This window comes from Pontibacter silvestris, assembly GCF_020907275.1.
Taxonomy (GTDB): domain Bacteria; phylum Bacteroidota; class Bacteroidia; order Cytophagales; family Hymenobacteraceae; genus Pontibacter; species Pontibacter silvestris.
The window spans coordinates 42,364-65,775 of the sequence record NZ_JAJJWI010000002.1; the positions used below are offsets into that span (position 1 = coordinate 42,364).

The 23,412-nt window shown below is 41.7% G+C and carries 20 protein-coding genes; 7 read left to right on the forward strand and 13 right to left on the reverse strand.

Annotated elements, in window-relative coordinates; all coding sequences use genetic code 11:
• Window position 1: 1 nt before the first annotated feature.
• From leuC to LN995_RS01920, 4 genes are all read left to right on the forward strand, one after another.
• Window positions 2-1,396 (forward strand): 3-isopropylmalate dehydratase large subunit, encoded by a 1,395-nt coding sequence (gene leuC / locus LN995_RS01905; RefSeq protein WP_229957858.1) that lies wholly within the window; start codon window positions 2-4, stop codon window positions 1,394-1,396.
• Window positions 1,397-1,993, forward strand: coding sequence for a 3-isopropylmalate dehydratase small subunit (gene leuD / locus LN995_RS01910; RefSeq protein ID WP_229957860.1), 597 nt, complete (start codon window positions 1,397-1,399; stop codon window positions 1,991-1,993).
• On the forward strand, window positions 1,981-3,099 hold the full coding sequence (gene leuB, locus LN995_RS01915) for a 3-isopropylmalate dehydrogenase (protein WP_229957862.1): 1,119 nt from the start codon (window positions 1,981-1,983) through the stop codon (window positions 3,097-3,099). The genes leuD and leuB overlap by 13 nt, the downstream gene beginning before the upstream one ends.
• Window positions 3,100-3,301: 202 nt before the next feature.
• Window positions 3,302-3,982 (forward strand): 3-keto-disaccharide hydrolase, encoded by a 681-nt coding sequence (locus LN995_RS01920; RefSeq protein ID WP_229957864.1) that lies wholly within the window; start codon window positions 3,302-3,304, stop codon window positions 3,980-3,982.
• A 37-nt stretch (window positions 3,983-4,019) separates the two neighbouring features.
• Here the strand turns inward: LN995_RS01920 and LN995_RS01925 are convergent, their stop codons facing one another.
• From LN995_RS01925 to LN995_RS01975, 11 genes are all read right to left on the reverse strand, one after another.
• Window positions 4,020-4,964: a gamma-glutamyl-gamma-aminobutyrate hydrolase family protein gene (locus LN995_RS01925; RefSeq protein ID WP_229957866.1), complete on the reverse strand. Its 945-nt coding sequence runs from the start codon at window positions 4,962-4,964 to the stop codon at window positions 4,020-4,022.
• The gene (locus tag LN995_RS01930) at window positions 4,952-5,956 is read right to left on the reverse strand and encodes an amidoligase family protein (protein WP_229957868.1); all 1,005 of its coding nucleotides are present in this window, start codon (window positions 5,954-5,956) and stop codon (window positions 4,952-4,954) included. The genes LN995_RS01925 and LN995_RS01930 overlap by 13 nt, the downstream gene beginning before the upstream one ends.
• A gap of 250 nt (window positions 5,957-6,206) precedes the next feature.
• Window positions 6,207-6,500, reverse strand: a complete 294-nt coding sequence (locus tag LN995_RS01935) for a DUF1330 domain-containing protein (protein ID WP_229957870.1) — start codon at window positions 6,498-6,500, stop codon at window positions 6,207-6,209.
• A 165-nt stretch (window positions 6,501-6,665) separates the two neighbouring features.
• The gene (locus LN995_RS01940; RefSeq protein ID WP_229957872.1) at window positions 6,666-7,967 is read right to left on the reverse strand and encodes a M20/M25/M40 family metallo-hydrolase; all 1,302 of its coding nucleotides are present in this window, start codon (window positions 7,965-7,967) and stop codon (window positions 6,666-6,668) included.
• A gap of 154 nt (window positions 7,968-8,121) precedes the next feature.
• Window positions 8,122-8,676, reverse strand: coding sequence for a GNAT family N-acetyltransferase (locus LN995_RS01945; RefSeq protein WP_229957874.1), 555 nt, complete (start codon window positions 8,674-8,676; stop codon window positions 8,122-8,124).
• Window positions 8,677-8,922: 246 nt separating this feature from the next.
• Window positions 8,923-10,023: a signal peptidase I gene (gene lepB, locus LN995_RS01950; protein ID WP_229957876.1), complete on the reverse strand. Its 1,101-nt coding sequence runs from the start codon at window positions 10,021-10,023 to the stop codon at window positions 8,923-8,925.
• Between the two features lie 15 nt (window positions 10,024-10,038).
• Complete coding sequence (gene dapB, locus LN995_RS01955; protein ID WP_229957878.1) at window positions 10,039-10,752, reverse strand: 4-hydroxy-tetrahydrodipicolinate reductase; 714 nt, start codon at window positions 10,750-10,752, stop codon at window positions 10,039-10,041.
• A 1-nt stretch (window position 10,753) separates the two neighbouring features.
• Entirely contained in the window at window positions 10,754-11,398 is a 645-nt protein-coding gene (locus tag LN995_RS01960) for a DUF5683 domain-containing protein (protein ID WP_229957880.1), read from the reverse strand.
• 6 nt (window positions 11,399-11,404) lie between these two features.
• Entirely contained in the window at window positions 11,405-12,319 is a 915-nt protein-coding gene (locus LN995_RS01965) for a ParB/RepB/Spo0J family partition protein (protein ID WP_229957882.1), read from the reverse strand.
• 18 nt (window positions 12,320-12,337) lie between these two features.
• Window positions 12,338-13,117, reverse strand: a complete 780-nt coding sequence (locus LN995_RS01970) for a ParA family protein (RefSeq protein WP_229957884.1) — start codon at window positions 13,115-13,117, stop codon at window positions 12,338-12,340.
• 8 nt (window positions 13,118-13,125) lie between these two features.
• Window positions 13,126-13,806, reverse strand: a complete 681-nt coding sequence (locus LN995_RS01975; protein WP_229957886.1) for a metal-dependent hydrolase — start codon at window positions 13,804-13,806, stop codon at window positions 13,126-13,128.
• Window positions 13,807-14,294: 488 nt separating this feature from the next.
• Here LN995_RS01975 and LN995_RS01980 point away from each other — a divergent pair, with 488 nt between their 5' ends.
• From LN995_RS01980 to LN995_RS01990, 3 genes are all read left to right on the forward strand, one after another.
• On the forward strand, window positions 14,295-16,718 hold the full coding sequence (locus LN995_RS01980; RefSeq protein WP_229957888.1) for a TonB-dependent receptor domain-containing protein: 2,424 nt from the start codon (window positions 14,295-14,297) through the stop codon (window positions 16,716-16,718).
• A gap of 289 nt (window positions 16,719-17,007) precedes the next feature.
• Window positions 17,008-18,144 carry a sensor histidine kinase gene (locus LN995_RS01985; RefSeq protein WP_229957890.1) on the forward strand — a complete coding sequence of 379 codons (1,137 nt, stop codon included), beginning with the start codon at window positions 17,008-17,010 and terminating at the stop codon, window positions 18,142-18,144.
• The gene (locus LN995_RS01990; protein WP_229957892.1) at window positions 18,134-18,862 is read left to right on the forward strand and encodes a LytR/AlgR family response regulator transcription factor; all 729 of its coding nucleotides are present in this window, start codon (window positions 18,134-18,136) and stop codon (window positions 18,860-18,862) included. The genes LN995_RS01985 and LN995_RS01990 overlap by 11 nt, the downstream gene beginning before the upstream one ends.
• A 143-nt stretch (window positions 18,863-19,005) precedes the next feature.
• Here the strand turns inward: LN995_RS01990 and purU are convergent, their stop codons facing one another.
• On the reverse strand, window positions 19,006-19,842 hold the full coding sequence (gene purU, locus LN995_RS01995) for a formyltetrahydrofolate deformylase (protein WP_229957894.1): 837 nt from the start codon (window positions 19,840-19,842) through the stop codon (window positions 19,006-19,008).
• A gap of 498 nt (window positions 19,843-20,340) precedes the next feature.
• Window positions 20,341-23,289 (reverse strand): FAD-binding and (Fe-S)-binding domain-containing protein, encoded by a 2,949-nt coding sequence (locus LN995_RS02000; protein ID WP_229957895.1) that lies wholly within the window; start codon window positions 23,287-23,289, stop codon window positions 20,341-20,343.
• Window positions 23,290-23,412: the final 123 nt, after the last annotated feature.

Sequence of the window (23,412 nt, forward strand, 5' to 3'; positions counted from 1 at the left end):
TATGGCAAAGTCATTATTTGATAAAATCTGGGATGCACACGTTGTAAAGACAATCCCGGGAGGATTAGATGTGTTTTATATTGATAAACATTTGATCCATGAGGTAACAAGTCCGCAGGCCTTTGATGAGCTGCAAGCGCGAGAACTGCCTCTTTTTAGAAAAGAACAAATGGTTGCTACGGCAGACCATAATGTACCTACAAAAGATCAGCACCTGCCTATTTCGGAACCGCTTTCCCGTATGCAGGTGGATAAACTTACAGAAAACTGTGCCAAATTTGGCGTAGAGCTTTTCGGTCTCGGGCACAAGAACCAAGGCATTGTGCATGTGATAGGACCTGAGTTAGGTATTACACAACCAGGTATGACCATTGTGTGTGGCGATAGCCATACTTCAACCCACGGTGCCTTTGGAGCTATTGCTTTTGGTATAGGAACAAGCCAAGTGGCACAGGTAATGGCCTCGCAGTGTCTGCTGCTGAGCCGCCCGAAGCGTATGCGCATTGTGGTGGACGGAGAGCTTAAAGCAGGTGTTACTGCCAAAGATCTTATCCTTTATGTAATTTCTAAACTTGGTACAGGTGGTGCTACAGGGTACTTTGTAGAGTACGCAGGTAGTGCTGTGCGCTCTTTGAGCATGGAAGGCCGCATGACTGTTTGCAATATGAGCATTGAGATGGGTGCCCGTGGCGGTATGATTGCTCCAGACGATACTACCTTCAATTACCTGAAAGGCCGCCAGAATGCTCCGCATGGTGAGAAGTGGGATCAGGCTGTTGCTTACTGGAAAACACTTTATTCAGAAGATGGAGCTCCTTTTGAGGCAGAATACTTCTTTGATGCCAGTGACATAGCCCCAATGATTACATATGGTACTAACCCGGGAATGGGTATCGCTATTAACTCTGCCATTCCTGTAAATGTACAAAGCAGCGAAGCAGTAAGCTTTGACAAATCCTTGAAATATATGGGCTTTGCCCCAGGTGAAACTCTGCTTGGCAAAGAAATTAACTACGTATTTATCGGTAGCTGTACCAATTCACGTATTGAAGATTTACGTATTGTAGCGGAGTATGTAAGAGGTAAACAAAAAGCACAGCATGTGGAGGCTATTATTGTACCTGGCTCTAAACATGTAGAACTTCAGGCCAGAGAGGAAGGTATTGATATAGTGTTGGCAGAGGCAGGATTTGAACTACGGGAACCAGGTTGCAGTGCCTGCTTAGCCATGAACGAAGACAAGATTCCGGCAGGAGCTTACTGTGTTTCTACCTCTAATAGAAACTTTGAAGGCCGCCAGGGCCCTGGTTCCAGAACTTTGCTGGCTAGCCCTTTGGTTGCAGCTATTACCGCAGTAGAAGGAAAGATTGTGGATATAACGCAATATCTTAGCTAAATGGAAAAATTTGAGGTTTTAAGAACGGCTGCAGTTCCGTTGCCGATTGAAAATATAGATACAGACCAGATTATACCTGCCCGCTTTCTGAAAGCCACATCCAGAGAAGGCTTTGGGGAGAATCTGTTCAGAGACTGGCGTTACGATAGCAATGGAAACCCAATAGAGGATTTTGCCCTAAACGATACACGTTATAATGGAAAGATATTGGTAGCTGGCAAAAATTTTGGCTGTGGTTCAAGTCGTGAGCATGCTGCCTGGGCTATATATGATGCAGGTTTTAAAGTAGTAATATCTAGCTTCTTTGCTGATATTTTTCGTGGTAATGCGCTGAACAACGGTTTGCTTCCGCTACAGGTGTCGGATGAAATGCTGCAAAGGCTTTTCGTGCAAATTGAACAAGACCCGCAGACAGAACTTGTGGTAGATTTACCGAAGCAGGAGTTTTATGTTCCTTCCTGGGATGAAAGCGTGTCTTTTGAGATAGACCCTTACAAGAAAGAGTGCCTGATAAACGGGTATGATGATATTGATTTTTTAGTAAGCCAGAAAGAGGCTATTGAAGCATACGAAACAAATAGAGCATGGGCATTTTAAAGAAAAGAATAGCCGTTTTACCTGGTGATGGTATTGGTCCGGAAGTTTGTAAAGAGGCCATAAAAGTATTGGAGGCTGTATCAGAAAGGTTTGGACACCAGTTTGAGTTTGATACTCAACTAATGGGTGCATGTGCCATTGATGCGACAGGAGATCCTCTTCCTGAAAAAACTTTAGATGCCTGTCTAAATGCAGACGCCATACTTTTAGGTGCTATCGGTGATCCTAAGTATGACAACAATCCAGCTGCTAAAGTACGTCCGGAACAAGGCTTGTTGCGCCTAAGAAAATCATTGGGACTATATGCAAATATTCGTCCAGTAACTGCATACGATGTGCTTCTGGAGCATTCTCCATTAAAAAATAATCGTATAAAGGGTGCGGATATGCTTATATTCCGGGAGCTGACAGGCGGTATTTACTTTGGCGACAAAGGCCGTACTGAGAATGGTGCCTATGACCATTGTACTTATAGTAAAGAAGAAATTGTACGCGTTACGCACCTAGCTTTTCAGGCAGCGCAAACGAGACGCAAGAAACTTACTTTGGTTGATAAGGCCAATGTGCTGGAGACTTCCCGTTTATGGCGTGAAGTTGTACAGGAAATATCTCCTGAATACAGCGATGTAGCTGTTGATTACCTTTTCGTGGACAATGCTGCTATGCAGGTTATCCTAAACCCCAAGCAATTTGATGTTATCCTGACTGAAAATATGTTTGGAGACATTATTTCTGACGAAGCATCTGTTATTGCTGGTTCCTTAGGCCTGTTGCCTTCTGCTTCTGTAGGAGACAAACTGGCTTTATTTGAACCTATACATGGTTCGTTCCCGCAGGCGAAAGGTAAAAATATTGCAAATCCTATTGCTACCATCTTGTCTGCCGCTATGCTGTTGGAGCATTTTGAACTGCAAAAAGAAGCTGACTTAGTAAAAGAGGCTGTCCAAAATGCACTGGATAAGAAAGTGCTTACTCCCGAACTGAATTCAACTTCAGCTTATACTACAGAGCAGGTAGGTAGTTTTATTGCTTATTATGTAGTGGAAGGTTCTGAATCTCTTCCGCATAAGAGCAACATTGAACTTGGCTTGAGTACTATTATATAAATGTACACATGCATTAGTAGTTTTATTTCCAGATACAAAAATATGCATCCTGATAGGATGCATATTTTTTTGCTTATGCTGTGCAGCACATGGTTAATGTGGGATGCGGAAAAGTCGGAAATACTTCTAGTATAATGTTATCAGGATATCAAATAATGATTTTAGCCGTACATTTCTTAATTATTAAATAACCGATGTACTTATGGCAGAACAAGGAGACCCTAAAGACACAGAAGTGTGGGAGCCGCAACCGAAGGTAGTAACACCCGGTAATGGTACGGCACCTCCGTCTGATGCAGTTGTTTTGTTTGATGGTCAAGACCTGTTTATGTGGGAGAGTGCAGAAGGTGGTCCTGCACAATGGAAAGTAGAGGATGGTTCTTTTACGGTAATAAAAGGAGCAGGAAATATTAAAACAAAAGAAAAGTTTGGGGATATTCAGCTACATATAGAATGGCGTGCTCCGGAGAAAATAGAAGGAAAGGGGCAGGGAAGAGGTAACAGCGGCATTCTGTTTCAGGAAAGATACGAACTGCAGATACTGGACTCTTACCAGAACAAAACGTATGCTAATGGCCATGCCGGAAGTATATATAAGCAAGCCATACCTTTAGTTAATGCCATGAAAAAACCGGGAGAATGGAATTTATTTGATGTCTTTTATATGGCTCCACGTTTCTCAGAAGAAGGTAAACTGGAAAAGCCTGCTACCATGACAGTGTTACTTAATGGTGTGTTGGTCCAAAACCACACCGAAATAAAAGGAACGACTGAATATATTGTTCCGCCAAATGTTCACCCTCACGGAAAAGCTGCTATTGCATTACAGGACCATGAAAACCCTGTTAGCTTTAGAAATATTTGGGTAAGGAGGTTGGCCTAGAAGTTTAACCTCCTCACTCAAATATTTCAGTCTTAGCTTAAGCACTGTTTCTTAGTTCCTCCAGAAGTGCTTTTTCCCTTTCCTGCATTTCTTTCAGTACGGCTGCTCTAGGCATAGACAATGCTTCATCTAAGTCATCGTCCTCTATCTGAAGTTGAACTTCTCGTGCATGCTGCACCAAAGCCTGAAAAAGTCTGCGTTGTTCTTTGTGCTGAGGCAGGTATTCTGGGTGCCATTGTACACCAATAATATACTCCTGTTTTAGATTCTCTACAGCCTGTACAACATTATTTTCTTCCTGAGCTACAATAGCCATGTCATGACCTGGCTCTTTAACAGCTTGGTGGTGTAGTGCATTTACTTTAAGCCGCTGCACACCGAGTACATGAGCCAGTTTACTGCCTGGCTTTATGTACACCCGCTTCACCGGGAAGATACTGGATGGATTTGGTTCTTCGAGATAAAAGGTGTTGATATCCTGGTAAAGTGTACCCCGGAAGTAAACGTTTATAAGCTGAGAGCCCCGGCATATCCCCATCAAAGGTAAACCTTTCTGAACGGCCTGATCAATCAATTGAAATTCCAGGTGATCTCTCTCGTGATCTAACTTCCAGCCCTTTTTTCGGCTGAAAACTTTCCTGACGAAGAACAAAGCGGGGTAGTAAAGCCATTTTGTAAAGCGGCCAATCCTCCTGAAAATGTTCTTCCTGGGTTGCCGGATTGTTTTGGCGAGGTATTCATCTATAACACTTTCCTGCTGGTAAGTACTAGGGTCTACATCTGCTCCGCCTCCAATAATCAGCGCTTGCAGTCCGTCGGCAGTGCGAGGGCTGGAAGGCGTAATACGTACTGGTTTGCCGCCTGCCATCCAGACAGCCAGTGATGTAAAAAACCATGCTACTCCACCCCCTCTATTAGGTCCGGTGATGCCTATGGTTGGTCTGTCACGATTTATTTTATATTTTTTTGTTAAGAGAGCCATCTTTCAGTATGTTCTATCCATTTATTATCAAAACCGATAAACGTGTTATCTTTTAATGTGAGGTATTCTAGGCACATTTGCTCTAAGCGTTCGGGGTCATTTGCCAGTTCTTCAATAACTACCCATAAGTTCCATTCCTGTGCCAGAGACCAATTCGGATCAGCAACTGAGCTGTTCGGTAGCCGGTAATGGAAGGTTGTTCTGGCCTTTACTTTCCCAAGGTTCGTGTACTGGCTGATTTTTTCCTCTCGTAAAGCAGCAAACAATGGATACAGGTCTAGCGGACGATTCCGGTCCGGGTTATAGAGGTGGTAATCCTCAATAAGCTTATCCAGATCAGGTTTATAGGTGGGGTTTAATACAAGAGCTGTATAATCTGCCTTATAAGGGTTTATAAAGGATGTCATTCTTCTTGCAAAATCTGTTTCTCCTGCCTTTAACAACCAGGGGTACAACAACAGAAATGCTCTTAAGTAGTTTAAGATGGTGGCTATATCTGTATCCGGCAACTCTGGGTTAATGTGGGTGCCATAGGCATTCGTTAAAAAAGCCTTTGTACCTTCCGCACGATGCTCATAAAGAGCTTTCCGGAGTAGCTCGAGTTGCTCCAACTCTGTACAAGCAACAGGTGGAGTGCCTATTTCATAAGGTAGTACTGTTCGTGCCAAATTCTCCAGAGCAGTTTCTACTTCAAATTCCAAGGTGCTTTCTCCCAGTTTAATATCCTGCAAGTTAATATTCAGTTTATCGAGAGGTGCTTTATAAGTCTTCTCATTTAATAGTTTTAAATCAATTTCTATGCTGAAATCCCCAAGCCGAGTATCTACCACCTTCTGTGAAAATCGGTGTTTCTTCTGTACCTGCCCTCCATACAATTCCTGTACTATTTGCACAGACTCTTCTATCCCAACGTTTGCAAATTCCAGCTCAAAGCCGACCTTTCGCAAATCACCCTTTGCATTGCACAAGACTGGCAGTTGTTTGAATTGCATAATTTATGTTAAGTTAAATTTCTACACAGGGCACACCTGCTTATAATAGTACCCTGTCTTTCAAACGACAGGCAGATTAAGGCGTTACATGAATAATGGATTTTTCTAAGCAAAAGCATTCTCACCAAAGAGTATTTTATTAATTAGCCACTGTTTCTGTAAGTACCATAAGAGCGTGAAAGGAATATTAAACACAAAAGCCATAGCAGGAGAACTTTCTGCTATGGCTTTTGTAGCGGTAAAAGAAATTTTAGCTTTGGTATCCTTCTACAACAATCATTTTAGTGTTTGCTGCTTTTTGGCGGATAGCTTTGGCAGGAGTGTATTCGGGTGAGTTCCACCATTCTTTGGCTCTATCTACGGAAGGAAACTCGAGTAAAACAATGCGGTTTGGTTTCCAGTCTCCCTCTAAGCTTTCGTATTGCCCGCCTCGCACTACAAACTTACCATTGTATTTTTCAAGTGTAGCAGGAGTTAATTTTGTGTATCCCTGATACGTCTCCAAGTCTGTAATTTCAATTTCTACAATAACGTATGCAGCCATATTTTTTTATTTTGATTCAAAAGTAATTTAACTAATTATTGGTTGTTGTTTCCTGTTTTTTGCTGTGCAGTAACTAAAGGGGAAGTAATACTTATAGTGAAACAGGTTAGCATTAGGATAGATAACTCTATAGTAAAGATTTATAAGGTAGTAAGGATCTTTTTATTATTTGCTACTTGTAAGGCGATACAACAACAGAGCTGTTCTTTTGGTAATATCTTCTAAAGAGTTAAGATCAACATATTCTCCTGGAGCATGGGAACTACCACCAATCACACCTAAACCATCAAGGCCATCCAGATACTGAGCTACAAAGGAAATGTCTCCAGCACCTCTTTTGCCTGGGTCGTATGGCTTTACTTCTCCCTGACCCAAGTCTAAACTTACCTGGTTAAGCACATTAAGTACGGCCATGTTTCCTTCTGTTGGTGGCATAGCAGGATAGCTGTCTGTGAAAGATATTTCTGCTTTAGTTTGAGGTAAGCTTTCAGCTAGGATGGCTTTCATTTTCTCACGTGCCTGCTCTTTTTGCTCCTCTGTTAAAAAACGCAAATCTCCTTTAACAATAGTGGTATTGGCAACTAAATTAGTTTTACCTGATGCAGTGCCCTGAGTGCCCGAAGAATCTATTGTTACCTTTGTGCCACCTAAAATTACCCCCGGGTTGAAAGTCAAATATTCCTCCTGTAGTTCTTCATAAAACCTGTTCAGAATGCGGGCTGTTTCGTATATGGCACCAGCACCAGTATTTTTTGAGAACACACCTGAAGAGTGAGACTGCTTTCCTGAAACTTTCAGTGTCCAGCTACTGCTACCTCTGCGCGCAATGGTCGCATCATTAAAACCTGTTCCTGTCTCAAATCCCAAAGCAATTTCACTACGCTTAGCGGCATCAATAATGTCTCTTCGGCTAAGTTCAAGTGGGCGGCCAGCATTCTCTTCGTCACCATGCAGCACGACAATCACTTGCCTGTCTTTTAACTGACCAGCATCTTTGAGTGCCTTTAAAGCATACAACATCACCATGTTTCCTCCTTTCATATCTGATGAGCCGGGGCCAATAGCAATGGAATCCTTTTCTTCCCAGCTTTGAAAAGGGCTTTCAGGTTCAAAAACAGTATCTATATGCCCAATCAAGAGCAGCCTTTTTCCTTTATTACCTTTTATCTCTCCAATTAAATGCCCTGCTCTGTTCATACTTTCAGGCATATCTATCCATGTAGTAGTAAAGCCCATGTCTTCGAGCATCTTTTTATAGATTGTTCCAGCCTGCTTTACACCTTCTAAATTAAAGGTGCCGCTGTTAACATTAACAGTTTCCTGTAAGAAGTTAATTGCTTCATCGTGACTCTGTTCAACATTACGCAGTATCTTTTTTTCATCTTTAGAAATCTTCTGTCCGAATGAAGTGAGACTTGTAAGGCACAGAATAACAACTAGGCTTCTAGTGTAGTTTTTGAAATTCATATAGTATATATAAATATTTTATTGTTAAAATAATAAAAATATGCCTTTAATCATAGTAAATTGTTTGTTATAGCAATGCTTTCGATTGTTTGGTTAAAAATATTTGCTGATTTAATGTTGATGAAAGTCAGATCCAGGAATAGGAAGGTAAGTTTCACTTACTATCATTAAAGGCGTGCAACGTTAGTAAATAGGAGGGATGGTAAAGTTCAGTTGGTGGATATAGTTCCTTGTGAGTGTACTGAAAGCCCAGGCGCTGGAGGAGGTGTTTGGAATTTGTGTTTTCAGGGTGGTGCCCGGCAAACAAAGCGTTGGCAGACAAAACTGAAAAAGGATAAGAGATTACTTTCAGTGCTGCCTCTTTTGCATAGCCATTTCCCCAGTAATGTTCACAGATATGAAACCCAATTTCTAAAATACCTCTCTCGCTATCATATGGTCTTAAACCGCAACAGCCAACAAACGCACCGTCTGATTTGAGGAAAACAGGCCAATACTGTATTGCATGTTTTTCCCCATTACTTATTTCCAGTTGTAGTCTATCCTTTATGTTATCTTTAGATAAAATACTTGTAGCTGAAATATACCTGGTGACGTTAGGGTTTCCCCATAGTTTTAGAGCCATTGCGAAATCTGTCTCTAGCCATTCAGAGAAGAAGAGCCTGTTTGTTTCCATAAAGCGGTGTAGGTACTTATGCTGATGCTGCATTACGGATGTGCCTTTTATAGTATAATCATAGGAGCTACTTTAACTAATGAACTTTCGCATACCCTTAGTGACAATTAGATTGCCTCATTTCCATAACTGTTAAAAGTATTGCCGTTGGTAAACTCGTCACTAACTAAGCAATTCTGTTTAGCTTGCTTAAGTTTACGTAATTTAGTGCATGGATTGAAAACAAAAAAGCCCAACCTATGGAAGGATGGGCTTTGAAAAACGTATTAAAAAGCAAATTTATTCAATGGTGTTAAATATACGGTTCCATCTGATTTTGCTCAGAAAGCTACCATTAGGGTCTGTTGACATCCATATCATTACTGCTTTACCTACTATATGGTCTGCAGGTACAAAGCCCCAGTAGCGGGAGTCCAAGGAGTTATGGCGGTTATCACCCATCATGAAATAGTAGTTTTGTTTAAAGGTGTACTGGTTTACCTGCTGACCATTTATAAACAAGTTTCCATCCCTAACTTCAGCATTTTCGTTATGTTCATATTCCAGAATTGCTTTTTCGTAAAGAGGAAGAGTTTCTGGTGTAATGGCTACCGTAGCACCCTCTTTAGGAATGTATAGAGGACCATAGTTATCTTTGTTCCACTCATATTTGCTTGGCACGTGCGGGAACACCTCCGGATCAGCTTTGCCTGCCTGATCTTTCAATAGAATAGTTTCTTTTATGATGTCTAAGGAAGCCAGTGCCTCAGCTCTTTCAGGGGTAGTATCTATTATATAACCACCTTGCCACTGAATAACATCGGTTATATCACGCTCAAGAAAGAATTTCTCATTAAGATAATTGTCCGTAGAGACAAAGTATTTGTACTGCATATGCTCTGGGTTCTCAGCAGGTTGCCCGTTAATGTACACCTGCAAATCTCGAACTTCTACTGAGTCTCCTGCAATACCTATACAGCGTTTAATGTAATTGGTCTTTAAATCAGCAGGGTGCTGTTCTTCTGGTGGGTAGTTAAATACGACTACATCGTTGCGCTTAACTTCTGAAAAGCCTGGTAAACGGTGCGGCTCAAGTTGAATAGCATCAGAGTAGGAGGGAATATTTGTTCCCCATATAGTTTGGTGTGTTAGCGGAACCTGCAAAGGTGTGATAGGTGTACGCGGCCCATAGTGCAGTTTACTCACAAACAAAAAGTCGCCAACCAGCAACGACTTTTCCATAGAGGGAGTTGGTATGGTGTAGGCTTCAAAAGTTGCCCAGCGTATTAAACTGGCAGCTACTACGGCAAATAAAATAGCATCACCCCACTCGCGTGCAAAGCTTTTCTTCTTTTTAGGCTCTTTGGTAGCTGGCTTTCTTTCCCAGAATTTAACGTTCATCTGTACAAGGATATGTTAAAGGTTTAGCATGTCCTTCATGCCATAAACACCTTTTTTGTTTAGTAACCATTCTGCTGCCATCAAGGCTCCACCGGCGAAACCGGCACGGCTATGGGCTACATGCCCTAATTCAATTTTATCTATCTCAGAGGCGTAGGTTACAATATGTGTACCTACCACGTCTGGCTCCCGCTCCGAGTAAATACTTATCTTGCTATCAGCCTCATCGTCTGCCACCCAGTCATTTAAATCAGTATAATGTTTCACAATACCTTCAGCTGTGGTAATGCCAGTACCACTTGGTTTATCAACTTTCTGTAGGTGATGTATTTCTTTCACAGAGACATTATATTCAGTGTAAGCCTGCATTTTACTGGCAATATATTCGTTAAAATGAAAAAACAGATTAACTCCTACACTAAAATTTGAGGCATAGAAGAAAGCACCGCCATTGTGCTGGCACAAATCTGTTGCTTCTTTAAACTTATTTAACCAGCCAGTAGAGCCTGAAACAACAGGAATGTCATGAGTAAGGCAATAAGAGATGTTGTTAAATGCTGCTTCTGGATGCGTAAATTCAATGGCTACATCTGTATTATCAGCAGTATAATTACTTAAGGTTTCAGTATTTGAATGATCTATCGTACCGGCAATCTGATGTCCTTTTGCCAGAGCCATTTGCTCAATGGTTTTACCCATTTTGCCATATCCGATCAACAAAATTCTCATTTTATTTTTTATAGAGTGTTAGAGTAATGACTGGTGAAATGCCACCAGGAGTGTTAGGGTCTTTAATAAAATTAGGCTGCATACGCAGGCTCAGGTCTTCGCCGATATCGAATTCCTTCATATGGGCATGTACATAAGCTTCTGCAACATTTAGCCCCCAACCTACCAAAGATAGGAGTATGGTCATATCGCGCCAGCGGCGATAGGTATCACGACGATATTTTAGATTTTGATCACCATACTGATAATCTGCTGCTAAAGAAGGAAACCGTTCATTGTTATAGTATTTGTCTTCTTCACCACTATTACGAAGTAGCAGAGCTTCTCTATAATCCTGATAGTTTCTGTTATTCTCTACCAGAAAATAGCCAAGAACAGCTCCGGTACCCCAAATAATAGGAACTTTCCAGTAGCTGTTATTATAGGCCTGGCCTAAGCCTGGTACTATTGTAGAGAAAAGTGCTGCTTTGGCTGGTTTGTCCCAGGTCTTAAGAAAAAATCCTTTGGTGGTGTCTGCCGCTGCATTATTAACAGGAACACGTACAGAGTCTGGGCCAGCAGTAATTATTTGGGCTTTAACAGGAACTGTTGCTAAACAAAACAGAACACCTAGCAATAGAAAAACAGCACTTCGTCTCAGTCTCATGCAGACTTAGTAATTAAGAATTTCAAGTATGCGGTTCAGTTCATCTACTGTAACAAAAGGAATCTTTATCTCGCCCTTGCCTTCATTGTTTGCCTTTACCTGAATTTTTGTCCCAAACTGAGACGACAGGCGTGACTCAACAGCTTTTAGCTCACCTTCATATTTGTTGAAAACCAGCTTTTGCTGTGGGTCTGGCTTCTTATTGGCATTTTGTAGGTTACGAACTAGCTCTTCTACTTTTCGAACTGATAATTCTTTTGCTACTACTTCTTTAAAAACATCCAGTTGCTTCTCAACAGTATCAATATTAATAAGAGCACGGGCATGCCCCATAGAAATAATATTGTCGCGCAGGGCAATCTGTATATCGGGAGGCAGCTTTAAAAGGCGCAGGTAGTTTGTTACGGTGGTCCGCTTTTTACCAACACGGTCACCTAGTTCCTCCTGTTTCAGGCTGCACTCAGTTAGCAGGCGCTGATAGGAGAGGGCAATTTCAATGGCATTAAGGTTTTCACGCTGAATGTTCTCAATCAGGGCCATCTCCAGCATCTGCTGGTCGTCGGCTTTACGGATGTAAGCCGGAATAACTGTAAGGCCAGCAATTTTAGCAGCCTGGTAGCGTCGCTCTCCTGAAATCAGCTGATAGCTGTTCTGGTCTAACTGGCGAACGGTGATAGGCTGAATAATGCCTTGTATTTTAATAGACTCAGCCAGTTCTTCCAGTGCTCCCTGGTCAAAGTGGGTGCGTGGCTGGAAAGGGTTCGTCTGGATCTGATCAATAGCTATGTCTGCGATGGTATTGACAGTATTTAGGGTTTCAGAATCGATTTTACCGGTGTACTTATTTCCCTCTAATAAAGAGGTAAGGCCCCTGCCGAGGCCACCTTTACGTTTAGCTGTAGAATTCTTGTTGTCAGACATGTAAGGATGATGATAATATTAAGCCAGCTCTACGGTGTTCTTCTCTGCAATTTCGCGGGCCAGGTTTAAGTAGCTTAGTGCTCCTTTACTTTCTGCATCATGCAGAATAGCAGGTATACCAAAGCTAGGTGATTCGCTAAGCTTCACGTTTCTGGGAATAATGGTATCAAACACCATTTGCTGAAAATGTGTCTTGACTTCATCCACTACCTGGTTAGACAGGCGCAGGCGCACATCGTACATAGTTAGCAGAATTCCTTCTATAGCCAGATCCGTGTTCAGGCGCGACTGAATAATTTTGATGGTATTCAGTAACTTGCCCAAACCTTCGAGTGCAAAATATTCACACTGTACCGGAATAACAACAGAGTCAGCCGCAGTAAGTGAGTTAACAGTAATCAACCCCAAAGAAGGAGAGCAGTCAATGATTATATAATCGTAAGTAGCACGCAGAGGACGCAGGGACTCCCGCATTTTTTCTTCCCGATTGTCCAGGTTGATCATCTCTACTTCAGCACCCACCAAGTCTATATGTGATGGTATAAGGTCAAGGAAGTCAATTGATGGGGATTTAAGTATGATGTCCTCTACCTTTACATCCTCTACCATGCACTCATAAATACTGCTAGTAATGCTGGCTGGGTCAAAACCAAGGCCCGAAGTAGCATTTGCCTGCGGGTCAGCATCCACTAGCAGTGTTTTATACTCCAGGGCTGCCAAGCTGGCGGCCAGATTGATGGCCGTGGTGGTTTTACCTACGCCACCTTTTTGGTTAGCAACCGCAATAATTTTTCCCATTCTATAACTTATAGGTTTATTGATTGACCTATCTCCATTAAAATTAGTTCCTTACTTGCCATCTGCGCCACTTCTTTTACCTCTTCATGGTCAATTTCAATGTATGGGAAAGTATCATAATGCATGCCTATGAATTTATCCACTTGTATAAAATCAGCCGCAACAAGTGCATCATGAATATCCATGGTGAAGTTATCACCTATTGGTAGCAGGGCGAAATCCAGATCAAACTGCTCCGGAATCAACTTCATGTCATAAGTAAGGGCCGTATCACCGGCAAAGTAAAAGGTTTTATTTTCTGTTTCTACAACAAAGCCTGCTGCTACACCTCCATTTGAGCCGTCAGGTAATGAACTGGAGTGAACTGCAGTTACCATTTTTACTGTTCCAAAAGGCAATGTTACCTTTCCGCCAATATTCATCGGGTGTGTTTTTTCTACACCTTTATTCCCGAACCAGGTAGCAATTTCATGTATGGCTACTATCGTGCTGTTATTGCTCTTCGCAATCTGCTCTGCATCATGCACGTGGTCCTGGTGACCATGTGATATCAGGATATAGTCTGGTTTGATGCTGTCAATATCAATGTCTTTTGCCAGTTCATTAGGTGTAATGAAAGGGTCAAACAAAACGCGATGTTCACCAATCTCAAATAAAAAGCTGGATTGTCCGAAATATGTTATTTTCATAGTACTACAAGTTTGGTATTAAATTATCTACTATAGATATTTTAAACTTCCACAAAGATACATTTTTTAGCCGTAAAGATTAACTGAATTTAGAACACCTGCCGTATTTTTATCCACCTTAGCTATACTCATTACTACTACGCAGAAGCTTCGTAATTAAGAAACGGAGAAATAAGTATTTAGGTATGAAGGGGAGCAGGTGTCTTATGTTTAGACACTGCTTTCACAGAGCCACAAACTCAATTTTACCCCGTTTGTCCTCTTAGATTATACTATATTTTAATTCAGATGACATAGATAAGTAAGTGCTAATCAGAAATAACAAGGCATGTTTCACTAGCCTGTTCAATGTTCATTGCGTAGGCTTTGCTTAACGGCTAATATCTCTGTAACTCAGGATTTGTACCTGGCAAAGGCAGTTTGGTGTATGAATTTTTCTGAGTGGCTTGTGTTGACTTATGTTTGGACACCATTAAATAATGAACCAAATGAAAACAACACTAGCCAAGATAACAGGAATTATTCTGTTATGTCTTAACACTTTTATTTCGTTCGCACAATTTAACAGCGGATTGATTACTGGTACTGTAAAAGACAGCCTGAACCATCAGGTGATACCCTACGCAACCATTATATTAAAGAAGTACACCAACGCATCATTTCTAAAGGCTGCTGTTACAGATGAAAAAGGTTCCTTTCGTTTTGAAGACTTAGAGAAGGATGTGTATTTCCTTAAAGCTGATTTTATTGGATACAAAACAGTCACTGTGGATTCTTTGCAGATAAAAGCTACGGGAGCAACAACAATGCAGCTTTGGTTAGCCACTGATGTAAAGCTGCTTAATTCTGTGACGGTGGTGGGCTATAGGCCATTTATTGAACATCAAGCTGATAAGCTGGTGTTGAATGTAACAGAGAGCCCAATTGCTGCAGGTGGAACTATGGGTGAAGTACTTTCCAGAACGCCAGGTGTGATCGAACAGAATGGTACTTATCAGGTGCGGGGCAAAAACGTCATGGTTTTGCTTGACGGTAAAAATACTAACTTGAGCGGTTCTGATCTGCAAGATTTGTTGGGGGGGTTGCCCAGTAGTAATGTTGCCAAGGTTGAAGTGATAGCAAATCCATCGGCTAAGTATGATGCGGCAGGTGGCGCTGTCATCAATATTATAACTAATCAGAGCAGGAGTTATGGCACCAATGGCGTGTTTACGTTGGGTGCAGGTATGGGCATGCAAGCGCGCTACAATGGGTCTATTAGCCTGAACCATCGCACCCGGAAAATGAACATATACGGCAGTTATGATTATCAGTATAGCCAGCCATTCACAATAATTAAGTCTTTCAGAATGTTAAGCAGAGAAGAGCAGGTAAGGGAATATAGTAAAGAGCTCCGGATATTAAACAATAACTCGCTTAAGGTCGGTATGGATTATAACCTGAATGCAACATCTTCGATAGGAATCTTGATCAAAAACATAGTGAACCACCGCAACCGTGAGAGCGACAATACTTCAATAATTTATGAGGAAAAAAATGCGCCTTTATCATCCTCTGCCGTGACAACCGTTGGAAATTCACTAATAGTTAGCCCATCTGTAAGCATCTTCTATAAAGCGAAGCTGGACACTGCTGGTATGGAACTTAGAATAGGAGCAGATTACTTCAGCTACAACAAAGAGTGGCACAACCTACTTACCACCCGCTATTTCAATATTGAAGGCCAGGAACATCTACCCGCTTCTATGTTAAGGGATAATTCGCCTGCAGATAACACCATTAAAACATTTACAATTGATCTGGTACGTCCTATGAAAAACAGTTTATTGGAAGCAGGACTTAAAACCACCTTTACAAAAACTGATAATGATATTTTGTGGGAAGGTCGTACGGCAGAAACAGATTGGAATGTTGATTCGGGTAAAACTAACCACTTTATCTATCGTGAAAATATTATTGCTTCGTTCGTCTCTTATAGCACTTCCTGGCAGAAACTAGCGGTGCAGGTTGGTTTACGTGCCGAGCAAACCTTCGCTACAGGTACTTCTATTATGTTAGAACAAAAACATAGCAAAAGTTACTTGCACCTATTCCCCAATTTATCTGCACAATATTACTTGTCTGATAAACAGTTGTATGGGTTGTCATACAGCAAGAAGATTGATCGTTTTAAATTTGATATTGTAAATCCATTTGTCACCTACATCAGCCAGTATGCTTATGCACAGGGCAACCCAAACGTAAAGCCATCCATTTCACATAATTTTGAAGCATCACATACTTTTAATAATGAGCTTTTTACAGCCCTGAGCTATGCCTATCATCAGGATGTGCTTACAGAGGTAGTGTTGCCAAAGGAGGAGAGTAATGCAGTGTTTTATTCTTTTAAAAACTTTCACAGTGCCGATGAGTGGAGTGGTACAACTACTTATGCAAAAGCTTTTTTCTCCGGCAAGTGGAACACTACAAATACCGTAGGCTTTATGTACGCTGTGGTACATGCTAATGCAGAAGCACAATTAACTGACCCTGGTGCAGCTGTTTTTTTCTCCAGCAATAACACCTTACAGTTAGGACATGGTCTAAAGGGAGAGCTTTCCGGTTCTTATATGTCGCCTATGAGTTTCGGAGCTTTCAGGTTCAAAGCGCAGTATGGAGGCAGCTTTGGTTTATCCAAAAGTATACTTAAAAGTGCGGGCACGCTCACTCTGAACGTGACAGATGTATTTAATACATGTACTAACAGTTATAAAGTAGAATCTTTTGGAGTAAATTCTAACACTGAGAATAAAGCTGAGAGTCGCTTTGTGCGCCTTAATTTCTCTTACAAGTTTGGTAACAAGAACGTGAAAAGCAGTAAGAGCCACAAAATTGGTAACGAGGAGGAGAAGTTCAGGATGGAAAGCAATTAGGCATCAGAAATCAGCTCCAAGTTTTTTTAATACCAGCCTAAAATTGAGGCCTCAAACTTTAACGTTAGATTCTTGATTTATATTAATAAGAGGCATTTTGTAGCAATGAAATCACCTGTTGATCAAAATCTAATTCCTCTTCGGGCTAAAGCTGATCGTAGATTCAGGAGAAGCAAATATATTTATCACTGTTTTAGTTTATTTGCATTTTACGGTAATTTTAAGGAAGAGCAAATGGGGCCTGCCCCTGCTGTTCTTCTGTTTTAAGCAACAACTGGCAATGGCTCTTTTGAAGTTTATTAAAAAGTATAGCATCGTTCTATCGCACCTGGGAGTATGGCTTGGTTTTCTCACTTTGTGGGCTCTTACAGTATTTGAAAATCCTGATTCAGAAGATATTCTTACAACTTTTATTACATTTCTGCCTGCCGCCTATGCCTTTTATGGAAGTAATTTTATTTTCTTTCATTTCCTTCCCAGACGTAAAACGGTACCTTTTGTAGTTGCAGAAGCCTTGTTCTTCATCTCCTGTTTTATATTCTTTTCCCTAACCATTCATTTGTTACGGCCTTTGGCGTACGGTACGGAAATTATATTGCCCAATACAATGGCTGCATGGTTGCGTTTTCTGGCTAATGAAACGCTTTGGATGTACCTGATCCTCTCAACGCTTTCTTTAGGATATTACCATTTAAGGCAGTCGGGTAAGAGAGCTCAAGAATTAAAAGTTACCCAGCAGCAAAAGCTGGAAGCGGAGAAAGGTAAACTGGAAGCTGAATATGCTTTTCTGCGGGCACAGATCAATCCACATTTTCTGCATAACACGCTTAATTTCTTCTACGCCAAATCTCTAGGTCATTCAGCAGAACTATCGGAAGGAATTCTTACACTATGTGAAATTATGCGCTATTCCTTAGAAAGTGAAGAGGACGAGAACGGTACAGTGTTGTTAAGCAAAGAAGTTGAACACTTGCACAATGTTATTAAGATAAATCAGCTGCGGTTCAGCAATCGTCTGCAGATCGATTTTCATATCTGCGGAGTACTGAATGGTATCAGAATTATTCCGCTTGTCCTGATTACTTTGGTTGAAAATGCTTTCAAGCATGGGGAGCTATGCAATGCAGAACATCCACTGCGGTTTGTGCTGGAGGTAAACGAGCAGCAGCAAGTCAGCTTTACCGTCCAGAATAAGAAACGTAAAGGGCCAAAGGAAATCTCCCAAGGCATCGGGTTAGACAATACTCGCAGACGTTTGGAAGCAGCTTATCCTGGGTGGCATGAACTGATTATAGACGAGATAGAGGAATGTTATTCTGTTTCGCTTACCATCCAGTTTCACAAAAGCGAAATAAATTATACTGCACCTACGGTGAGGGTACGCTCAACTTCTCATACACCTATAAGCTTTAAGAATGACCATTAATTGTATAATTGTAGACGATGAGGAACATGCACTTGAGGTGATTAAGCATCATATGAAGCAAGTGCCATATTTAAACCTAATAGCTGCAACAACCAATCCACTACAGGCGCTGCAACTGATTAATACGCACCAAATCGACTTGATTTTTTTGGATATTCAAATGCCTGAACTTTCAGGCTTGGATGTCGTGCGGGCTGTCAATGGTAAAAGTAAAGTTATTCTTACTACTGCCTACAGCGAGTTTGCCGCCGAGGGGTTTGACCTGGAAGTGGTAGATTATTTGTTAAAGCCTGTTTCGTTGCCTCGTTTTATGAGGTCCGTGCAAAGAGCAATGAAGGTGCTACAGCCAAGCACAGTGTCGGTTCAGTTGGAAGAGCCACTGGATTATGATTACATTTTTGTTAAGACTGAGCAGAAGGGCAAGATGCTTAGGATAAATATATCAGATATAGAATATGTGGAGGGTATGAAAAACTATGTCGCCATTCATCATGCAGGCCAACGCACCTTGGCGCTGCTTAATATGAAAGACCTTGAAGAACGTCTGCCAAAAAAGCTGTTTATGCGGGTACACAAGTCATTTATCATCGCCTTAAATAAGATAATCGCCATTGAAGGGAACCGGATTCTGCTCAGGAATATTAAAGCTGACATTGTACTTGGGGAAACTTATCGGAATGCATTTCATGAAATGATGAGAAAAAAACTCATGCAATGATCAGCGGGAGCTTTAGATGAATATAACCTTATCATCTAACTAATTAATGCCGGGAGAGAGCAAGAGAAGAGTTTAAAGAGTTAAGGAAAAAGGAGGAAAAATAAGGTTGATTCAAAATAGCTTTATGTGAGAATACGTCTCTGTTACTCAAGTATAATAGTTCGGTTACCGGATACGAAAACCTGTTCATTTAAGACCAATTTCAGCGATTTGGCCAACACATTTTTTTCTACATCTCTTCCCGCCTGTGTCATTTCTTTTGCATTGTGTGTATGGTCTACAGGAATAATACTTTGGGCAATAATAGGGCCTTGGTCCAGTTGGTCGTTAACAAAATGTGCTGTAGCGCCTATAATTTTTACACCTCTAGCATAAGCTTGTGCATAGGGGTTCGCGCCTACAAAAGCTGGCAGAAAAGAGTGGTGGATATTAACAATCCGATTAGGAAAGGCGGTTACAAAGCCACTTGACAGTACCCGCATGTACTTTGCCAGTACCAGAAACTCAGGATTGTACTGTTTTATTATTTTCAATACCGCTGCTTCATGTGCTTCACGGGTCAAACCTTCGTGACTGACACAATGGAACGGAATATTGAACTTCTGAGTAAGCTCCTCCAGAACATTATAATTGCTGATAACACAAAGAACATTAGCATTAAGCTCATTAAAAGCATGTCGGATAAGAAGATCGCTTAAACAATGATGTTCTTTAGTGGCAAGCAGTACAATATCTTTCTTTCTTTGGTCGGTGAGTTTAATTTCTACTCCATCCGGTAAAATTTCATATAAACCCTGAAGTAGCAGCTCTTCGTCAACCTCCCCAAAGAACTCGGTACGCATAAAAAAATGGTTGAAATTTTTATCTACAAACTCACCATTTCGGACTATGTTAAGTGCATGTTTGTACAGCACACTCGTGATTTTGTAAACTAAACCACTCTGGTCAGGGCAGTTGATCAGGAGAATATGTGATGCCATTATCTTGTTACTTCAACATGTAAAAGGAAAGCCCTTAGCTTAGTTTTTTAAGTAAGCAAATTTACTGCCCGGGCAGTTTAAGGTCTTGACAAACCTTTTCAGAAATTTTCAGTCTTGCCTGGGTAAAAAAGGATTCTATAAAACTGGTGATTACACACAATGAGAGAAATAATACATTTTGCCTTTCATTTCGATATAGGTTAAATACCAGCCAATTTGTTCGTCCCCTAAAACAGACCATTATTTTAACAATAAAGGGAACATCTTCCAAGTCTGCTTTTCTAAATTTAATTCAGTTTTAACGATTAGCCATTGAATAACCTTAAAGCCTTTGTCACTAATTTTAAACCTGAAGCTTAAATTTATTGATAACCGCTTTTTTATCTAATATAAGGCTAAAACATGGAGTATCTATAAAGGTTTGCTTTAGCTTGCTTATAACTTATAGTATTTCATAAAATGCCCAGTTAAGGTGGGCATTTTATGAAATACTATAAGTTATCGGAGTGCTTCGTAAAGCACTTCTATTGGGTGTTGGGCCTTCCGGCCTGTACCGTCGTGTATTTGGTGACGGCAACTTGTACCGGGAGCTGCTATAATTACTTCCTCTGGCTGTTGCCTTACTGTTGGGAATAGTACTAGTTCGCCCACTTTCATAGATACTTCATAATGTTCGGCCTCGTACCCAAAGGAACCTGCCATACCGCAGCAGCCAGATGGAATTACCTCGACTTTATAATTTTTAGGCAAGGTAAGCATCTGCTGCGTGTAAAGAACTGAAGAAAGTGCTTTCTGATGACAGTGGCCATGTAGCTTTATCAGTCGCTCTTCATCCTTAAATATCTCTTTATCGATGTTCTGGTTCAAAATTTCCCTGGCAATAAACTCATCGAACTGCAGGCAGTTAATGGAAAGCTTCTTCGCGTCCTCTTCCTGGTCCTTACCAACCAGGTCTAGGTACTCATCTCTAAAAGAGAGAATACAGGATGGTTCGATACCAATTAAAGGGGTTTCGTTAGTGATGACGTCTTTCAACATTGCTACGTTTTTCTGTGCCAGTTTTTTAGCTTCCCGTAGCAATCCTTTTGACATATAAGTTCTTCCGCTTTCCTCATGCTTGGGAATCTCTACTTCGTAACCCAGTCGTTCCAGCAGAAGTACCGCAGTTTTACCAATATGCGTATCATTATAGTTTGTGAACTCATCACAGAAGAGATATACTTTCTTCGTCGGCTTATGCTGACTGTTAGTATCTTTCTTTTTCTGCTGATGCTTTCTAAACCACTGATGAAGGGTTGTCTTATGCAGAAGAGGTATAGACCGCTCTGGAGCAAAGCCCATCATTTTTTTGGCTATGGCAGCTGTTTTATTGTTCTTAAATAAGAAGTTGTAAACTCCTGGTGCCATAGCGGCCAACTGGTTAGCTTTGGTGAAGTTGCCTACCATGCGCGTGCGGAAAGGTACTCCGTTGGCATCATAATAGTGCTGCAGAAATTCAGCCTTCAGCTTCGCTACATCAACATTTGAAGGGCATTCAGATTTGCACCCTTTACAGGACAGGCACAACTCCATGGCATCCATAATTTCCTCATGGTCGAAGCGGTTTTCTTTAGTGGAGCGTGTAAGGAACTCACGCATCATGTTTGCCCTGCCCCTGGTAGTGTCTTTCTCGTTGCGGGTAACCATATAGCTAGGGCACATGGTTCCACCGGTAAGGTGCGTCTTGCGGCAGTCGCCGGAGCCATTGCACAATTCTGCAGCCCGTAGCACTCCACCTGCCTGGCTAAACCGGAATACGGTGTTAAATTCTGGTGTTTCCTGTCCTGGTTCATAACGCAGGAAAGTATTCATGGATGGCGTGTTTACAATTTTACCAGGGTTAAAGATGTTGGCAGGATCCCAAACCTTTTTTACTTCTTCCACGAGTTTGTAATTATCCTCTCCAATCATAAAAGGAATAAACTCGCCCCGTAAGCGCCCGTCGCCATGCTCACCACTCAGGGAGCCTCGGTACTTCTTCACCAGGCTGGCAATTTCAGTGGCAATGTCTCTGAAAAGCTTGTTCCCTTCTTCTGTTTTTAAATTGATGATAGGGCGCAGGTGCAGTTCTCCTGTGCCTGCGTGAGCGTAGTGAACACAATATAGGTTATACTGCTCCAACGTCAGGTTAAACTCCCGGATAAATTCAGGCAAGTCATTTACGTCAACGGCTGTATCTTCTATCACCGCTACTGGCTTTGCGTCACCAGGAATATTGGAAAGTAGTCCCAGACCTGCTTTACGAAGATTCCAGACCTTTTTAGTGTCAGGGCCAAAAATAAGAGGATAATGATAGCCGAGCCCATTAGCCTCTAAATCCTGCACGAGTGCTTTAGCACGTTGTTCAATTTCCTCTCGCGTATCACTGCCTAATTCTACCACCAGTATTGCCCCCGGATCTCCCTGTACAAAGAAGCGGTTCTGGCTATGTTCAATGTTTGTCTTGGTGCATTCCAGCACATAATGGTCCATCAACTCACTGGCACTTGGCTTATACTGCAATGCAACTAAGTTAGCTCTTAAAGACTCATCCACTGTGTGGCAATGGATACAGAGTAAGCCGATCTCTTTTGGCGGGAGAGAGTTTACATGTAGTTTTATTTCTGTAAGGAAAGCCAGTGTGCCTTCCGACCCTGCTATCAGTTTACAAAAATTAAAGGGAACTGAGCCAGCTGTAAATGGTTCTGATTCCAGCAGCATGTCAATGGCATAGCCTGTATTCCGGCGCTGGATACTTGGTTTAGGGAATTCTCTACGGATGTTTTCCTGCGTTGGCGTGTGCGATAGCATCGCTTTTGTTGCCTGATAAAGCCGGGTCTCCAGTGGGCTGGAAGTGTTTTCTCCGCGGCACTTTGCATCAAACTCAGCCTGGTTAAGCGGACCAAACTCTGTTTCTGTACCGTCGCTTAAAATGGCCTTAACTGAAATCAAATGTTCACGGGTACTGCCATAGACAATGGAGTTGGAACCGCAGGAGTTGTTTCCCACCATTCCCCCGATCATGGCTCGGTTAGCTGTAGATGTTTCCGGTCCAAAGTAAAGCCCGTACTGTTTCAGAAAAAGATTCAGTTCATCACGAATGACGCCCGGCTGTACCCGTACCCAACTTTCTTGGGGATTTACCTCCAGTATCTGATTAAACGTGCGCGATACATCTAGGACAATGCCATTCCCAACCACCTGCCCGGCCAGCGAGGTGCCAGCCGTACGCGGAATAAGTGATGTGCCTTCCTGACGGGCAAAAGCAATCAATTTTTTTATGTCAGCGATATTCTTAGGAAAAGCCACAGCCTGGGGCACTTCCCGGTAAGCCGAGGCATCTGTTGCGTACAGTGTACGCATGGTGTTGTCGAAGTAAAACTCGCCTTCCAGTTGCCCGGAAATCTGTTCCAGTTTTTCTGAATTCATATCAATTAGCAAGCTTCCACTGCGGCCAGAGTTATTTACTGATGTCAGGCAGGAGCAGGGAAGGCTGGTTAAAGCTTTATGTTGTAAAACTAAATATGCGGCAACTTTGCTAAACCTGTAAAA

Excerpts from the sequence above, each read along its gene's own strand:
- leuB (WP_229957862.1), top strand. The coding sequence starts at position 1,981 with ATGGGCATTTTAAAGAAAAGAATAGCCGTTTTACCTGGTGATGGTATT.
- LN995_RS01980 (WP_229957888.1), top strand. The coding sequence starts at position 14,295 with ATGAAAACAACACTAGCCAAGATAACAGGAATTATTCTGTTATGTCTT.
- leuC (WP_229957858.1), top strand. The coding sequence starts at position 2 with ATGGCAAAGTCATTATTTGATAAAATCTGGGATGCACACGTTGTAAAG.
- LN995_RS01935 (WP_229957870.1), bottom strand. The coding sequence starts at position 6,500 with ATGGCTGCATACGTTATTGTAGAAATTGAAATTACAGACTTGGAGACG.
- LN995_RS01925 (WP_229957866.1), bottom strand. The coding sequence starts at position 4,964 with ATGGCTCTCTTAACAAAAAAATATAAAATAAATCGTGACAGACCAACC.
- LN995_RS01990 (WP_229957892.1), top strand. The coding sequence starts at position 18,134 with ATGACCATTAATTGTATAATTGTAGACGATGAGGAACATGCACTTGAG.
- lepB (WP_229957876.1), bottom strand. The coding sequence starts at position 10,023 with ATGAACGTTAAATTCTGGGAAAGAAAGCCAGCTACCAAAGAGCCTAAA.
- LN995_RS01945 (WP_229957874.1), bottom strand. The coding sequence starts at position 8,676 with ATGCAGCATCAGCATAAGTACCTACACCGCTTTATGGAAACAAACAGG.
- LN995_RS01920 (WP_229957864.1), top strand. The coding sequence starts at position 3,302 with ATGGCAGAACAAGGAGACCCTAAAGACACAGAAGTGTGGGAGCCGCAA.
- dapB (WP_229957878.1), bottom strand. The coding sequence starts at position 10,752 with ATGAGAATTTTGTTGATCGGATATGGCAAAATGGGTAAAACCATTGAG.
- LN995_RS01940 (WP_229957872.1), bottom strand. The coding sequence starts at position 7,967 with ATGAATTTCAAAAACTACACTAGAAGCCTAGTTGTTATTCTGTGCCTT.
- LN995_RS01965 (WP_229957882.1), bottom strand. The coding sequence starts at position 12,319 with ATGTCTGACAACAAGAATTCTACAGCTAAACGTAAAGGTGGCCTCGGC.
- LN995_RS02000 (WP_229957895.1), bottom strand. The coding sequence starts at position 23,289 with ATGAATTCAGAAAAACTGGAACAGATTTCCGGGCAACTGGAAGGCGAG.
- leuD (WP_229957860.1), top strand. The coding sequence starts at position 1,397 with ATGGAAAAATTTGAGGTTTTAAGAACGGCTGCAGTTCCGTTGCCGATT.
- LN995_RS01975 (WP_229957886.1), bottom strand. The coding sequence starts at position 13,806 with ATGAAAATAACATATTTCGGACAATCCAGCTTTTTATTTGAGATTGGT.
- LN995_RS01970 (WP_229957884.1), bottom strand. The coding sequence starts at position 13,117 with ATGGGAAAAATTATTGCGGTTGCTAACCAAAAAGGTGGCGTAGGTAAA.
- purU (WP_229957894.1), bottom strand. The coding sequence starts at position 19,842 with ATGGCATCACATATTCTCCTGATCAACTGCCCTGACCAGAGTGGTTTA.
- LN995_RS01960 (WP_229957880.1), bottom strand. The coding sequence starts at position 11,398 with ATGAGACTGAGACGAAGTGCTGTTTTTCTATTGCTAGGTGTTCTGTTT.
- LN995_RS01930 (WP_229957868.1), bottom strand. The coding sequence starts at position 5,956 with ATGCAATTCAAACAACTGCCAGTCTTGTGCAATGCAAAGGGTGATTTG.